The sequence below is a fragment of the Parabacteroides sp. APC149_11_2_Y6 genome, assembly GCF_054506995.1.
This window is the reverse complement of sequence record NZ_CP173709.1, coordinates 1,197,413-1,213,491: the sequence shown is the minus strand read 5'-3', so window position 1 is coordinate 1,213,491 and position 16,079 is coordinate 1,197,413. Positions and strand designations below refer to the sequence as shown.

Annotated in this window: 11 protein-coding genes; 6 read left to right on the top strand and 5 right to left on the bottom strand. The window is 48.3% G+C overall.

Annotated elements, in window-relative coordinates; genetic code table 11:
• Window positions 1–5: 5 nt before the first annotated feature.
• Window positions 6–1,115 carry an efflux RND transporter periplasmic adaptor subunit gene (locus tag ACGE0T_RS04960; RefSeq protein WP_459189431.1) on the bottom strand — a complete coding sequence of 370 codons (1,110 nt, stop codon included), beginning with the start codon at window positions 1,113–1,115 and terminating at the stop codon, window positions 6–8.
• A gap of 153 nt (window positions 1,116–1,268) precedes the next feature.
• Window positions 1,269–1,634: a hypothetical protein gene (locus ACGE0T_RS04955; protein ID WP_459189430.1), complete on the bottom strand. Its 366-nt coding sequence runs from the start codon at window positions 1,632–1,634 to the stop codon at window positions 1,269–1,271.
• A 125-nt stretch (window positions 1,635–1,759) separates the two neighbouring features.
• On the opposite strand from ACGE0T_RS04955, the gene ACGE0T_RS04950 reads away from it, so the two are divergent.
• Entirely contained in the window at window positions 1,760–3,304 is a 1,545-nt protein-coding gene (locus ACGE0T_RS04950; protein WP_459189429.1) for a M20/M25/M40 family metallo-hydrolase, read from the top strand.
• A gap of 155 nt (window positions 3,305–3,459) precedes the next feature.
• Here ACGE0T_RS04950 and ACGE0T_RS04945 read toward each other — a convergent pair whose 3' ends face one another.
• The gene (locus ACGE0T_RS04945; RefSeq protein WP_459189428.1) at window positions 3,460–4,410 is read right to left on the bottom strand and encodes an Rpn family recombination-promoting nuclease/putative transposase; all 951 of its coding nucleotides are present in this window, start codon (window positions 4,408–4,410) and stop codon (window positions 3,460–3,462) included.
• Between the two features lie 286 nt (window positions 4,411–4,696).
• Here ACGE0T_RS04945 and ACGE0T_RS04940 point away from each other — a divergent pair, with 286 nt between their 5' ends.
• Both ACGE0T_RS04940 and ACGE0T_RS04935 read left to right on the top strand, forming a co-directional pair.
• Window positions 4,697–6,310 carry an ABC-F family ATP-binding cassette domain-containing protein gene (locus tag ACGE0T_RS04940; RefSeq protein ID WP_459189427.1) on the top strand — a complete coding sequence of 538 codons (1,614 nt, stop codon included), beginning with the start codon at window positions 4,697–4,699 and terminating at the stop codon, window positions 6,308–6,310.
• Between the two features lie 138 nt (window positions 6,311–6,448).
• Window positions 6,449–8,293, top strand: coding sequence for an LTA synthase family protein (locus ACGE0T_RS04935; protein WP_459189426.1), 1,845 nt, complete (start codon window positions 6,449–6,451; stop codon window positions 8,291–8,293).
• 108 nt (window positions 8,294–8,401) lie between these two features.
• Here the strand turns inward: ACGE0T_RS04935 and ACGE0T_RS04930 are convergent, their stop codons facing one another.
• Window positions 8,402–8,863 carry a toxin-antitoxin system YwqK family antitoxin gene (locus ACGE0T_RS04930; RefSeq protein ID WP_459189425.1) on the bottom strand — a complete coding sequence of 154 codons (462 nt, stop codon included), beginning with the start codon at window positions 8,861–8,863 and terminating at the stop codon, window positions 8,402–8,404.
• Between the two features lie 454 nt (window positions 8,864–9,317).
• Here ACGE0T_RS04930 and ACGE0T_RS04925 point away from each other — a divergent pair, with 454 nt between their 5' ends.
• The 3 genes from ACGE0T_RS04925 (at window position 9,318) to ACGE0T_RS04915 (ending at window position 15,181) form a co-directional block, all read left to right on the top strand.
• A complete protein-coding gene (locus tag ACGE0T_RS04925; protein ID WP_459189424.1) occupies window positions 9,318–12,146 on the top strand; it encodes a TonB-dependent receptor in 2,829 nt (942 codons plus the stop codon).
• A 60-nt stretch (window positions 12,147–12,206) separates the two neighbouring features.
• Complete coding sequence (locus ACGE0T_RS04920; protein ID WP_459189423.1) at window positions 12,207–13,745, top strand: hypothetical protein; 1,539 nt, start codon at window positions 12,207–12,209, stop codon at window positions 13,743–13,745.
• Window positions 13,746–13,918: 173 nt separating this feature from the next.
• On the top strand, window positions 13,919–15,181 hold the full coding sequence (locus ACGE0T_RS04915) for a DUF3843 family protein (protein ID WP_459189422.1): 1,263 nt from the start codon (window positions 13,919–13,921) through the stop codon (window positions 15,179–15,181).
• 82 nt (window positions 15,182–15,263) lie between these two features.
• Here the strand turns inward: ACGE0T_RS04915 and ACGE0T_RS04910 are convergent, their stop codons facing one another.
• Window positions 15,264–16,043, bottom strand: coding sequence for an ADP-ribosylglycohydrolase family protein (locus ACGE0T_RS04910; protein ID WP_459189421.1), 780 nt, complete (start codon window positions 16,041–16,043; stop codon window positions 15,264–15,266).
• Window positions 16,044–16,079: the final 36 nt, after the last annotated feature.

Genomic DNA, 16,079 nt, shown 5'->3' with positions numbered 1-16,079 from the left:
GGGCGTTACCGGGCATCTAATAAGTAAAACGCTCCTGTTGTCACAATTTCATCACCGGGAACCAGACCGGACAGGATAACGGTTTTATTATCTGCCGTAGTCCCAACCGATACCCGTTGCTTCCGGTATTCGTTATTGCCTAACGATACCAGTACATAGCAGTCCTCTTCTTCCTGAAGGATAGCGGATGTCGGTATACGGATTACCTCGGCGGCTTTATCGCTCAGCTTCACGGTTCCGTACATGGCAGGTTTCATCTGGCGGGAAGTATTGTCGCATTCTATCAATACCTCAACCGAACGTGTTTCTTCATCCAGCATCTCGCTGATATGGTAAATCTTTCCGGTGAAAGGCTGCTCCGGCAGGGCTACCAGACGGATTTCCACATCATTCAATGCCTTTATCAGGTTCAAGTCCTTTTCTTTTACATGGGCAACCACCCATACTTTATTCAGGTTGGCGATAACGGCTACAGGCTCGGCATCTTCCTTTATATACTGGCCGATTACCATACGGTCTGTCACCACCTCTCCGGCTATCGGGGAACGGACCACCAACGGCTGTCCCAGCACTAACTCATCCGGATTTATCTGGAACACTTTCAGAGCGGCTTCGGCGTTCTCGAAATCTTTCTTCTTCAACTCGTAGTTCACTTCGGCTTCTTCCAGTTCTTTCTGGACGCCCACCCGGTTACGTACCAGGTCTTGTTCGCGTTTAAGGCTTTTACGGGCAAGCTCCATCTCCTGTTTTGCCTGGTAATAGACTTTCCCCGTTTCAAAGAAAGACGGTGAACTGATTTCAAATACCGGACTACCGGGCACGACTTTCTGTCCCAGACGGACAAAAGACTTCGTGATACGTCCGGCAAACGGCGAAGCTATTTCTGCATAATTGGACGGTATGGCCTTCACAACCCCTGAAGTACTGAACTCAATGCTGTAAAGTTCGGGCTGTATCTTCTCTGTCTTCAGGCGGGAAAGAATGGGAGAAGCGGCTCCTACCTGTATCGTATCTCCTTTTAATGTTACGGCAACAGCATTCCCGTCATCCTGTTTCCGGCTATGACAAGACATGAATACCACTGCCGGAAGCAATAGTAAAAACAATTGTTTCATATAAATATAATGTGTGTAAGTTATTATTCAGTTGACAGTTGACAAGTGACAGTTGACAGTTGAGAGAGGATAAAATACAGTTATGCAGTCTCCCACCCGGTTCATAAACCAGGCACGAAGCCTAACTGTCAATTATCACTTGTCAACTGTCAACTAATAAGCCGGCGGTGCCCTTAACTTACAGCCACGAAGGATTCGTGTAAATGTGGAAAGCGTGTGTTCGAATGAAAAGACAGACAGGAGTATCCATACCGCACCGACAACCCAAAAAGGAACCACATCCATCGTGACATGTTCCAAGGTCTCGATCGTATTCAGTGCATCCGTACTATGGTCATGATGAGGCTGCCCGTCGGCTCCGGGCAAATACGGATGGGAATGGATAATCGTATAGGTGGTATAGTGGTGAACATGCGTAAAGGCAACACCTCCTGCATAGTAACTTATGAAAAGCACTATCAACAGGTATTTCAATATAGGATGACGCAGATATTTCACTTCCCCTGATTTTGGGTGCAAATATATTTAATTATTATGATACGGCTTGCATTAATTTATAACGTTTCCATCACATTTACCTCCGATTCGTTTGGAACAACCCATTTTTATCTATTAATTTGCATCACCTTAAAAACAAATATGACATGAAACGAACTTTGCTTATCGGTATTGCCATCGCTTGTATGGCTGTATCCCATCTTCCGGCACAAGATGCCGCTGTCAACAAAATCATTGAAATCGGGCAAACCGATAATCAGGTAATGGACCATCTCGATGTATTGACAAACCGCATCGGCGGACGTGTAATCGGCTCCAACGCTTACGACAATGCTGTCGAGTGGGTAGCTTCCAAATTCAAAGAATGGGGGCTGGAAGTAGAAATACAGGAAGCCGGTACGCTGCCTGTAGGCTTCAACCGGGGTCCTTGGTTCGGACGTCTTCTGGGAGACAACAGCATGCCTCTCCATTTCGTCACCCCTTCCTATACCGCCGGAACGAAGGGCATCCAACGCGGGCATGTCCTGATGGAACCTCGCACACAGGAAGAATTCAACCGGATGAAAGGACAACTGAAAGGTGCCTGGGTACTGGTGAACGGTACAAACGTAGGCTGGCCTATCGACCGCACAGCCAAAGGTGATTCCATCCGCGCCGCAGTGATAGCTGAAAACAAAGAGATAGCCATCAAGAACGATAAGATAGATGAAGACAACTGGGTAAACGGCAAGAATACCCCGCTCCTTCCCTACCGGAATGATGTTCCCGCCTTGTTCTATAAACAAATGTGCGAAGCAGGAGTCCTGGGATTCATCCAATCCGCAAAAGTTCCCCTCCGTGCCTTATACGACAAATCGGTTATGACCGACCCGAACTTCACGTTCGACAACCTGCCTACCGTTTGCGACATCAAGCTGGACGAAAGCCAATACGCTATGATCAAGAAGATGGTACAGGAACGCCGCACCTTCTTCCTCGAATTCGACATCCGCAACCATTTCCGCATGGGACCGGTTAAATATCATAACGTAATCGGTAAAATCAAAGGGAGCAAATATCCGGACGAATGTGTAATGGCAAGCGGCCACCTGGATGCTTTCGACATTGCGACCGGCGGTGTGGACTGCGGTTCAGGCGTTACTCCGGTAATGGAAGCTGCCCGTATGATTATGAAAGCAGGCGGAAAACCGAAACGCACCATGTTGTTCTGTGCCTTCGCCGGTGAAGAATTCGGCCTGTTAGGCGCTACCGCTTATGTGAAGGCTAATGCAAAGAAACTGGATAAAATATCCAACCTGTTCAACCGCGACGGTGGCCCTACTCCTCCGGTTGGTATCCGCGTACCGAAAGCGATGTATAACGACTTCGTGAAAATATGCGCTCCCGTTACCCGTATCAATCCGGAATATCCTTTTGAAGTGAAAGAGTCTCCGGCACGTACCAAACCAACCAAAGCGGGCGGCACAGATGCTTCCGTATTTGCAGTGGAAGGTGTTCCCACAATCGGTTTTATGGAAGATGATATCAAGGGATACAACTTCAGCTACGGCGAGATATGGCATACCGAACGTGATACTTACAGCAAGAGCATTCCCGAATACCAGCAACATGCAGCTACTGTTATCGCCATCGTGACACTGGGTGTTGCCAACCTGGACCACCAGCTTTCACGCGAAGGTTTGTACAAGTAAAGAAGGAGTCGTCCGACCCTGACCTTTCCTGACTTTGACATCTTTCGGATTATAAATAACCGCACATAATGCATAGTAAAAACCAGAGGCACTTATTTAGGTGCCTCTGGTTTTTTACTATATCGGGGTATGATTGATAAGAAAAAGAGTATGTCTTAATCTGAGAGTTTAGATATTTCTTCTGCGGACAAACCGGTGCATTGTATGATGACATCTACCGGAATGCCTTGTCTCTTTAATTTGGCAGCTATTTGACGCTGGCTTTCGGCTTTGCCTTTCGCTTCACCCTCCGCCAATCCTTCCGCTTTGCCTTCTGCTTTACCCTCCGCTAAACCTTCCGCTAAACCTTCCGCTAAACCGTCGGCACGGCCTTCTATCCAGCCGGTTTTGATAACACTACGCTGATAACGGATTGCTTCCATATCGGAATAATACTGCTGCTTATCACTCGGACTTAGCTGGTCGATACGCAGGCGTTCGCTGGCTTCCTGTAAACCGGGGGCTGTACTGTCATGTTCGATCTCACCCGTTTTAAGAAACCTTATCCACTCGTCGAGAGGCGTTTTCGCTTGTTCATTAAAACCGTCCACACGCAACACATAATATTCTGGGAAGATGTCACCCGCCTCGTGACGCACGAATTGCTCACGCTGGCGTATGGACAGCTGAAGGACATCATTATAATGAATGCCACGGAATGTGGTATAACCATGATACACATAGTCCTTGCCCTGTCCCAACTCGAAATAGACGATGTTTATGGAGTAGACCTTACGGATGATTCCATATTCCTGGCCTTCGTTGATATAATCGGTAACGGCTTTGGAGGCGCCATACAACATGCGGTGAAAGTAATCCAGCTCGCGGTTGTTCTGGACTTCAATGATGATAAGCTCGCCTTTACTGTCCTCGGCAAGCATATCCACACGATTGAATTTGTCGTCGCGGGCATCCTTATTCCCTTCGCTTTCGAGCAAACGTACAATCGTGATCTTCTCTTCAAGCAAGGTGGAAAGGAACCCTTCGAGGATAACAAAATTTGATTTGTTACGCAGAAGCCTCTTTACTGCCCAATCAAAACGAACTAATGCAGATTTATTTTCCATAGTTATATTATTTAATATGAACATCTTGCTACAAAGGTAACATTCTTTTCGGGCATCAACGCTTTTACTTCATATTTTCCGGTTATTCCCGTAAAGAAAAAGGAGTCGTCCGGCCCCTTATATCAAAACATATATGTTTCGTTTTCAAAGCATATATGTTTTAAACGTAAAACACCTATGTTTTGAAATCAAGGCATAGGTGTTTTGTTTTGATGAATATAGCTCATTCGTACCTCTTTTTTTGTACCTTTGCGCACTCTATAGCAATTTAATAGGTATACAAGATATGATAACGGTTAACAATCTGGACGTACAGTTCGGAAAGCGCATCCTGTTCCAGGATGTAAATATGAAGTTCACACCGGGCAACTGCTACGGTATAATCGGGGCAAACGGTGCAGGTAAATCAACATTCCTCCGCGTAATCAGCAAGCAATTGGACCCTACCCGCGGTACGGTATCCCTCGGACCGGGCGAACGCCTTTCCGTATTGAGCCAGGACCACTTCGCTTTCGACGAATACACGGTAATCGACACCGTATTGATGGGGCACACCACCCTTTGGGAAGTGATGAGCGAAAAGAACGCCCTTTATGCCAAACCCGATTTCAGCGATGCCGACGGTATCCGCGTATCGGAACTGGAAGAAAAATTCGCCGAGATGGAAGGCTGGAATGCGGAAAGCGATGCGGCAGCCCTGTTGAGCGGCCTGGGTATCAGCGAAGAATTCCACTATACATTGATGAAGGATATGAGCGGTAAGCAGAAAGTACGTGTGCTTTTGGCACGTGCCCTGTTCGGACAACCGGACAACCTGCTGCTGGATGAGCCTACCAACGACCTCGACCTCGAAACCGTTATGTGGCTCGAAAACTATCTTTCCAACTTCGAGCACACCGTATTGGTGGTAAGCCACGACCGTCACTTCCTCGACTCTGTTTGTACACACACGGTAGATATCGACTTCGGCAAGTTGCAGATGTTTGCCGGTAACTATAGCTTCTGGTACGAGTCCAGCCAATTGGCACTCCGCCAGCAGCAGAACCAGAACAAGAAAGCGGAAGAAAAGAAAAAGGAACTGGAAGAGTTCATCCGCCGTTTCAGCGCCAACGTAGCGAAGTCCAAACAGACTACCAGCCGCAAGAAGATGTTGGAAAAACTGAATATCGAAGAAATCAAACCGTCTTCACGCCGCTATCCGGGTATCCTGTTCACTCCGAACCGCGAACCGGGCAACCAGATTCTGGAAGTAAAGGGGCTGACCAAGACAATCGACGGCAAGGTATTGTTCCAGGACCTGAACTTCAATGTGGAGAAGAACGACAAAATCGTATTCATCAGCCACGACCCGCGTGCCATGACCGCTTTGTTCCAGATTATCAACGGGGAAGAAAAACCGGACGCCGGTACGTTCCAATGGGGACAGACTATCACCACGACTTACCTGCCGCTGGATAACTCCAAATTCTTCAACTCGGATTACAACCTGATCGACTGGTTGAGCCAGTTCTCGCCGGATACGAATGAAGTATTCCTGAAAGGCTTCCTCGGCCGTATGTTGTTCTCCGGCGAAGAGCTGTTGAAGAAGGTAAACGTATTGTCGGGAGGTGAAAAGATGCGTTGTATGATTTCACGTATGATGCTGACCGATGCAAACTGTATCATTCTGGATACGCCGACCAACCACCTGGACTTGGAATCTATCCAGGCATTCAACAATACATTGCAGGCATTCAAAGGAAACGTTCTTTTCTCCAGTCATGACCACGAGTTTATCCAGACTGTGGCAAACCGTATCATCGAACTGACTCCGAACGGCATCATCGACCGCATGATGGAATACGATGACTACATCTCCGACCCAGCTATCGCTGAGCTAAGAGAAAAACTATACAATTGACAAAGCAGTTGACAGTTGACATGTGACAGTTGACAGTTAGGCTTCGCGTCCGGTATACAAATCGGCTGGAAGCCGACAATAACTGTCAACTGTCACTTGTCAACTGTCAACTGTTTTCACCCTCCAAAAAAGCATCTCATGAAGAAAAGAATCATCTTCCTGCTGGCTACGTTCATTATCTGGATTCTACTTCTCGCTATCCAGAAGCCTGTGTTTATGCTTTACAACCATGCTTTAGCGAACAGTTGTTCGCTAACTGATTACCTGCAGGTAATCGCCCATGGGGCGCTGCTGGATATGACGGTATCGGGATACCTGGCCATCATTCCCTGGCTGCTTGCATTAGTCTCGATATGGTTGCCCGGCACTTTCTACCGGAAAGCACTGACAGGCTATTTCTGCGTGATGGCAATACTGGTTGCCGCCATCTTTGCAGTGGATGTCGCCTTGTACGGATACTGGAAATTCAGGCTCGATTCCACGCTTTTCTTCTACCTCCAATCGCCAGCCAATGCTATGGCAAGCGTTCCTGTAGGGCAATTCATCGTCCAGTTATTGATGTTCGGTGTTTATGCATTCGGGATGTATTGGATACTGAAACGGTTTATCGTTCCATTATTTCCCAATACACCTACGCGGTTCCGCCTCGTGGGAACGGTTGCTTTCATCTTATTGGGAGGATTGCAATTCGTTGCTATCCGCGGAGGGCTTAGCACAGCCACGGCAAATGTGGGGAAGGTCTATTTCAGCAAGAACCAGTTCCTGAACCATTCGGCTATCAATCCCTGTTTCAGCCTGGTTGCATCGCTCACCAAGCAACAGAATTTCTCGGAGCAGTTCAACTTCTTTCCCGAAGAAGAACGGAAAGAGCTGTACGACGGACTATTAGGCAAGGTCGTACCCATGCAACCGACCGACAGCAGCCGGGTCAAACTGCTGAATACCGACCGTCCGAATCTATTGATAATCATTCTGGAGAGTTTCTCCGGCAATGTGGTAGGAGCCGTAGGTGGCGACAGTACCGTAACGCCCCAACTGAACCGCCTGTCAAAGGAAGGCATCCTGTTCACCAATATGTATGCCAACTCCTTCCGCACCGACCGGGGTACGGTAGCCATACTGAACGGTTATCTGGCACAACCCACCACATCCATCATGAAGTATCCGGCAAAAAGCCAAACCCTGCCATCCATTGCCAAAAGCCTTGGCGAAGTAGGTTACACGGCCGATATGCTATATGGGGGAGATATAAACTTCACCAACATGCAAAGCTATTTCTACAGCTCGGGATACAGCAAGATTACCGCCGACACCGATTTCCCGGTAGCCGACCGCCTCTCCAAATGGGGAGTACACGACAACCTGACTTTCGACCATCTGTACGAAGACATCAAAGGACGTCCCGGCGATAAACCCTGGTTCAGTACCTTCCTTACACTCAGCAGTCACGAGCCGTTTGATGTGCCCTTCCACCATCTGGACGAATTATATCCCAACTCGGTAGCCTTTACCGACAGTTGCATCGGCAGCTTTATCGACAAGATGAAAGAATTGCCCGTATGGAAAAATACGCTGGTGATATTGCTTGCCGACCACGGATACCCGTATCCGGAAAACATTCAGGAGTTCGGCAAACTGCGGTTCCATATCCCGATGCTCTGGTTGGGAGGAGCGATAAAAGAACCGGTCGTAGTAGACACCTATGCCAACCAGACCGACCTTGCCGCCACCCTGCTCGGCCAGATGGAATTGCCGCATAAGGACTTTACATTCAGCAAAGACCTGCTCGACCCCAATTATCCGCAATTCGCATTCTATACCTTTACCAACGGCTTCGGCTTCATCGACAGTACTGGCGTCTCCGTATTCGACAACGAATCCGACCGACCGCTCATCGAAGAACCGGAATCCGGAAGCGAACTGCGCCTCCGCAAAGGGAAAGCGCTTTTACAGACGCTTTATGACGACCTGGGAAGCAGATAGCAGTTGACAGTTGACAAGTGACAGTTGACAGTTAGGCTTCGCGCTCGGTATACAAATCGGCTGAAAGCCGACAATAACTGTCAACTGTCACTTGTCAACTGTCAACTGCTATCTGCTTCCCAGTTCCCCTTCGTCATTCCACGAGCGCCAGATGCCGCTCTTTTTGCCGTGGGTGTAGAACATTTCGTAGACGAGGATGCCTTTGTCGTTCCAGATACGCCAGGGGCCGTCTTTCAATCCGTCTTTATACGAGGCAATGGCTATCAGGTTGCCCGCTTCATTATAGGTACGCCATTCCCCGTGGAACTGTCCCTGATAATAGGCACGTACTTCGGCGATTTTCCCATCGGGGTAATAAACGACATACGTACCTTCGGGCCTGCCGTCCTTCAGGTAAAGTTCCATCTTCAACATGCCATCGTCATAAAATTCAGTATACCGGCCGGTGTAGAGTTGCGTTAATGTTTCGTCCGTATAATAGTGTCCCTCATTCAGAACAAGGTCTTGAGCCAGACAGGTTGTTATCGACAGGGCTGAGAACAGAACCACAGGCAATGCTTTCTTTATCATATGTTCTTTGCTTGTTAATTAATCCGATGCAAAAATAGAAGGGGGATGTTTCAGTAAAATGTTGAAGCTGTGACATTCCCGTTTCACTTTGCATCCGCCTCCCTACCCGCCTGCTACATCCGCCCGTTGCTTCATAGCGGCTACGGGTGGTAGACACTGTGTCCCCCCTTCGGGTGACGCTGTGCAGCATTACTATGCTGCGATATGCGTCATTGTAGTGCTGCGAAGTACAGCATTGCAATGCTGCACTGCCTCCCACGGTAAGGGGAAGTGTCCTCCACCGCCCACCTGTTGAATAGCGGGCAACGGGGATACATATGCTCCGTCCCACAGGCAGAAGGAAGGTATTACAGGAGTGTAATAAACATGTAAGCATATCGTCCCTTCGCTGTCATAAAAACGCAATACCCCTTCCCCTATATTTGCGGCAAATTATATAAAGAAAACGAACGTTATGAAAAATGTCTATCTGAAGTATTGCCTCTTCCTGTTCATACAGTTCTTTTACACGTCAAGCATTTGGGCGGATGGCAATACTGGCGCTATCGGGGGTACTGTGACAGATAAATCAAACAAGGAACCATTAATCGGTGCAACCATTGAAATAGCCGGTACAGCAACCGGAACCGTCACCGATATAGATGGCAACTTCCTTGTCGAGGGTCTGAAACCCGGTACCTATAGAGTAATTATCAAGTACATTTCCTATAATACCATCGAACTGGACAACGTGGAAATCGCCAAAGGCAAAAAGACCGTCCTGAATGCGGAAATGGCAGAAGCAAGCCTCGCACTGGAAGGGGTTGTCGTGGTGGCACAGGTAAAACAGAATACAGACCTTGCCATGCTGAAAGCTACCAAAGCCAGCCTGTTGGTACAATCGGGCATCTCCTCACAGCAAATCACCCGCACACAAGACCGGGACGCCTCCGAAGTGATACGCCGCATACCGGGTATCTCCGTGATAGACGGCAAGTTTGTGATGGTTCGCGGTCTGGCGCAACGGTATAATAATGTATGGATAAACAACAGTGCCGTGCCCAGTTCCGAAGCGGATGCACGTGCCTTCTCCTTCGATATCATCCCCAGTTCGCAAATGGATAATATGGTTGTGGTGAAAAGCCCGGCTCCCGAACTTCCCGCCGACTTCTCCGGAGGTTTTATCAAAATTAATACCAAAGATGTTCCCGACCGGAACGGCTTCTCCATCTCTGTGGGAGGAAGCGTGAACGACCGTACGCATTTCCGCGACTTTATGTACAGCCCGGGAAGCGGTACCGATTTCTTAGGCTTCGACAACGGAATGCGCAAGCTGGACGGTTCCTATACAAGCCGCCTGAACAACGACGACAAAGCGGCTGTGGACCATATCACCCGCAATGGTTTCAACAACAACTGGGGTATCAAGACGAAGACACCGCTTGCCGACCTCCGTCTGAATGCGTCCCTGAACCGCAAGTTCGACCTCGAAGACGGTAAACGCCTCGCCCTGATTGCCGCCGTAAACTATACCAATGCCTACAAAAGCCAGTTGGACATGCAAAACAACCGCTACAGCCTTTACGATGTTGTGAAAGACCAGGCGGACTACAAGAATAAGTATACGGACAATGTGTACAGCAACGATGTACGCCTCGGCGGTATGGTGAACCTTACATTTATGCCGGACGACCGGAATAAGTACGAGTTCAAGAACATCATCAACCAGCTTGGACAAAGCCGCTATACGACACGCAAAGGAATCCTGTTCAACAGCGGGGAATATATCCAGGACCAGCAGGAATATTTCTACAGCAGCCGTACCACCTACAACGGGCAGTTTACGGGTACGCACAACCGCGACAACTCGAAACTGGACTGGAGCGTCGGCTATGCGTATGCCAACAAGAACCAACCGGACCGCCGTATCATCAACCGCGAAGAGAACGGTTTTGCCGGCGACTCGCACGAAGGGGAAATGCGTATCGACCAGAATGAAATCAAACGTTTCTTCTACCGCCTGGACGAGCATATCGGCTCCGCCGCCCTCAACTACCAGCGCGACTTCAATATCGGCAACCTGCGTCCTACACTGAAAGCCGGTGCTTATGTGGAATACCGCAGCCGCGAATACAACAACCGGGCATTCTTCTACCGCTGGAACCGTGCCAATATCCCTTCCGGGTTCGAATATCTGGATGTGGTAAACGAGATACTGACCCCGCAATACTTCGGGGCAGACAAGCTGTTCGCATACGAAGATACCGACAACCGCGACAGCTACAAAGGCAACAACATCCTGGCGGCAGGATACCTGGGAGTAAACATTCCCATCGACAAGCTGGCTGTTTATGCCGGTGTACGCTATGAATACAACCGGATGCAACTGACGAGCTACACTGCCATCAAGGATTGGAAAACGAAACAGGAAGAGTATCCGACCAACCGTTTGTTCCCCTCCCTGAACACCAGCTATAAATTCAACGAACAGCACCAGTTGAGGCTTGCCTACGGAATGTCGGTGAACCGTCCGGAATTTCGGGAAATGTCGGGTTCCGTATACTACGACTTCGATTTGTTCAGCAGTGTAATGGGTAACCCGAACCTGAAACCTGCCTATATACAGAATGCAGACCTGAGGTACGAGTATTACCCGACACCCAACGAGATACTTTCCGTCGCATTGTTCTATAAACGTTTCGACAACCCGATCGAATGGACCTACATCGACAACGGGGGAAGCTATACCTACACCTATGTGAATGCCAAAAGCGCCGACAACTACGGCATCGAGGTAGAGATTAAGAAGAACCTCGACTTTATCGGGTTGAAGGACTTTAGTTGGAACTTCAACGGGGCATACATCAACAGTAAAGTACATTTCAACTCCGGCAGCATGGACAAGAACCGCCCGATGCAGGGACAGTCTCCCTACCTTATCAACACCGGTATCTTTTACCAGAACGAGCGGTACGGTATCAATGCCAGCCTGCTGTACAACCGGATTGGCAAACGTATCATGGAAGTGGGAAATGCGGACCTGACCGAAGGTGGCTCCGTAAACAACGATTTCCCCGATACCTACGAACTGGCACGCAATACCATCGACCTGAATTTCAGCAAGAAGTTCGCGAAACGCTGGGAAGTGAAAGTCAGTGCCCGCAACCTGTTGGGCGAGAAAGTGACCTTCATACAATATCCGAAGTTCTACGACTCGAACCATGTGCTACAGGAACGGGAACAAATCACCAAACAATACAAGCCGGGAAGGAACTTCTTCCTCACCCTGAGCTATAGCTTATAAACCGGCTACAAACATTTATCAAAACATCTTATAGTATTTATTTAAACTTAAAATGAGAGTATGAAAAAGGTAAGACTGACAAGTTTATTCTTCACAATGACTGTTTGTGTTGCATCCATGATGGTATCTTGCAGCGACAAGAATAATCCGGAAGATGTTCCAAACCCTGACGGCAACAATGAACTGCTGGAAAACGTACTGCTTTTCAAAGCGGAAGACGGCACAATGACGCAGTTGGGTAACGGCGACCAGGAATTTGAAATGCCGAAAGGCAAATACACGCTCAAGAAAGGAACCTACCATATGAAAGGCTGGTGTTACGTGGCCGACGGAGTGGAACTGACTATCGAGCCGGGTACGGTTATCAAAGGGGACAAAGAAACAAAAGCGGCCCTGATTGTGGAACGTGGCGGCAAGTTGTATGCGAAAGGTACGGCCGACGCACCTATCGTACTGACATCCGAACAGGCTCCGGGTTCACGTCGTCCGGGCGACTGGGGAGGATTAATCGTCTGCGGCAAGGCAAAGAACAATGGTGTGGAAAAGCAGATAGAAGGAGGACCGAGAACGATGTACGGCGGTCAGGACGATGCTGACAATTCCGGTATCATCAGCTATGTACGTGTCGAGTTTGCCGGCTATCCTTTCAAGGAAGACCAGGAAATCAACGGTATCACTTTCGGTTCCGTAGGTAGCGGCACACAGATTGACCACCTGCAGGTTTCTTATTCGAACGACGACTCGTACGAATGGTTCGGCGGTACGGTAAACTGTAAATATCTGGTGGCTTACCACGGATGGGATGACGAGTTCGATACGGACAACGGTTTCTCCGGCAAACTGCAATTCCTGTTGAGCGTACGCCATCCGAAACTGGCCGATACGTCTTTATCCAACGGTTTTGAATCGGACAACGATGCGGATGGCTCGACAAAAGAACCTTTCACGACTTGTACGTTCAGCAACGTTACTTTCGTAGGCCCTATCGGACAGGCTGCCGACTTTAGCAATACTTCCGATTATATCAACGGTGGTGACCTGTACCCGAACAATGGTTCCAAGATGGGGACTTTCCAGGCTGCTATGCAAATCCGTCGCAACAGTAAGCTGAGCTGCTTCAACTCTGTGGCGATGGGATATCCGGTAGGCCTGTTGCTCGACAACCAGAAGGGTACCACCCAGACATGGGCTACCGAAGGCGAACTGAAACTGAATAACATCTACTTTGCCGGCATGACCGTAGTAGGGTCCGATGTGAACAAATCATGGAAAGACCAGTATTCTACCAACGGCAAGGATGAAGATGCCGGCAGAAAGTCTTTCTCGCATGAATTTTTCCTGGCCCAGGCGGGTAACAAGTATTTTGAAACAATCACCGAACTGGGATTGAACCAGCCGAACAGCATGGCGGCTTCTCCCAACTACGGACCGAAAAGCGGCAGCCCGCTGCTGGGACACAGCGACTTGTTCGGTGATGCCAAGCTAAACGACTCTTTCTTCGACAAAGTAGACTACATCGGTGCATTCAAAAGCGATTCCGATGCAGACAACTGGCTGAAAGGTTGGACCAACTTCGACCCGCAGAATACAGCGTATTAATTCTTTATATAATTCATGAAGTGTTGGAGGAAAGCCGTTCGTCGGGAGATGGACGGCTTTCTCATTTTATTCCGATAAGGGATACCGCATGTTTTAGGCAGGCTTAAAGTTTGTACAAAACGAGTTTTTATTACTTTTGTGTCTTTATCAATTTAAGGTACAAATTCAATTCTATGAAGAACATTAAAATCTATCCGAAAGAGTGGCTGCAACTGCACCCCTATAAACAATCGGCTCCTACAGACCTTTATTATACAGGCATAGCCAACCGTATCTACGATATAATGGAAGAGACCGGCCTGGCGAACTCGTTCGACAAGGAAGAAGTCTCGCAGATAAGTATCCGTATGGCCGCTTACTTTGAAGATGTGATTTCCGGTTTGAACATCTGGCGTTCCTTTATCCTTGCCCATAAGGAGATGTTCGGCAAATACCTGCCGTTCTATACGCCCGACGACCATTATTACGACGACGAAGTGAACTACGAAGATATCCGCTTCCTGCTCTGGCATTATACCCAGCAATACCACGGGGCGCGTAAAGGTACTTTCGTCAATCCGGACAACGAAGCGAACGGCGAAACGGCACGCTTAATCTACAAGCTATTCTGTGATGAATGGACAACAGCGCCGGAAAACGAAAAGATGCAAAAGCTCTTTGACCCGGAAACTCGCTACGAAACGACCGAACGGTATAATGAGCTGCTTCATTGGTTCCACTACAACTCTTATCTGTTTGTAGGTAACTCGGAAGAGATGACGGAGACTTTCAAAGCCTATTACAAGGAGAATCCGGACAATGCGAACAACCCGCAAGCCATTATGATTATCCACGATTCGCTGGCACACATCAGCAAGTCTGCATTCCTGGCTTATACTTCAGCCAAATGGTTAGCTCTCATCTTGCCCGAAACACATCCGGACCATGAGAACTTCGTTGCCGAAGGAGAAAAGACCCAGAACTTCATCGACCCGGCAATCGCCCAGAACCAGGAGGTATTCAAAGAGCATTTCGATAAGTTTATGGCGGCTTCCGAAGGACATCCGCTGATTTACTTACACAGCAAGAAAGAGTTTATGGAGTTTGCCACCGACAAGCTGGGACTCGACCCGGGGGACGGAAAGGATGTAAACGACGAAACCGAACGCAAGTTTGCCGTATATGCCACTCCTACCGAAGGCTTGCAGCTATTGACACAGGGAGTTGAGTATATCAAAGACGAACGTAATCCTTTCTACGACGAAAAGAAAGCCGAAAACCAGGCATTGTCTTTCTTCATCGTCCCGAATTGCAAAGCGTATTTACTGAAAGAGCTTGAAGAGCGTGGTATGCTTGCCGATGCACAGACCAAGAGCCTGCTCAGCCCGGAACGCGGCAAGGCGATTATCCATGAGAACTGGCAGTTCCTTTCACGGTATTTTTGCAGACAATATTAAAATAATTGACAGTTGACAAGTGACAGTTGACAGTTAGGCTTCGCGTCCGGTATACAAATCGGCTGGAAGCCGAAAATAACTGTCAATTGTCACTTGTCAACTGCTTCTTGAACTTTTGTATTATTTCGAAGAACTCGACCGGGATTCTGTCTTTTACCTGTTCCACGATGTTCTCCGGTACTCCGTAATAAGCCTCAGCGATACCTCCGGTGATACAGGCAAGTGTGTCGGAATCTCCTCCCAAAGATACGGCTAAACGGACAGCATCTTCAAAATCGCGGCTATCCAGAAAAGCGATGATGGCTTCCGGTACCGTACCCTGACAACTTTCATTGAACGAATAAGTTGGACGTATTTCGTCACACGTCTGGTTCAGGTTGTAATGGAAAGTAGTTTCGATATAATCTTTTATTTCCTGTTTGGTCTTGCCGGTACGGGCAAGGAAAATAGCGGCAGCTGTAGCCTGCGCCCCCTTTATGCCTTCAGGATGGTTATGGCTGACAGCGGCAGATTCTTCCGCAACTTTCAGGGTTTCTTCCAATGTGTCGAACTTCCATCCCACAGCACTTACACGCATAGCCGAACCGTTTCCCCAGCTATTATAAGGCTTAGGGTCAGTTTCTCCCAGCCAAAAGCCGAAACATCCGCCGTATCCTCCCATCGGGCAAGGATATTCATTTCCGTAAGCCTGTAAAACTTTCACCAAATCACCACCATTCAGGAGCCAGTCGGCTACAGCAACTGTCATAACCGAGTCGTCCGTATAGTCACTTCTTCTTAGAAACAAAGGGAAATCCTTTGTCTTGATATTTTCGAACTCATATATAGAGCCGATAATATCACCTGCAATTGCCCCAATCATACCTTTTATTTTTATCTATCCAGACAAAGATAGTAT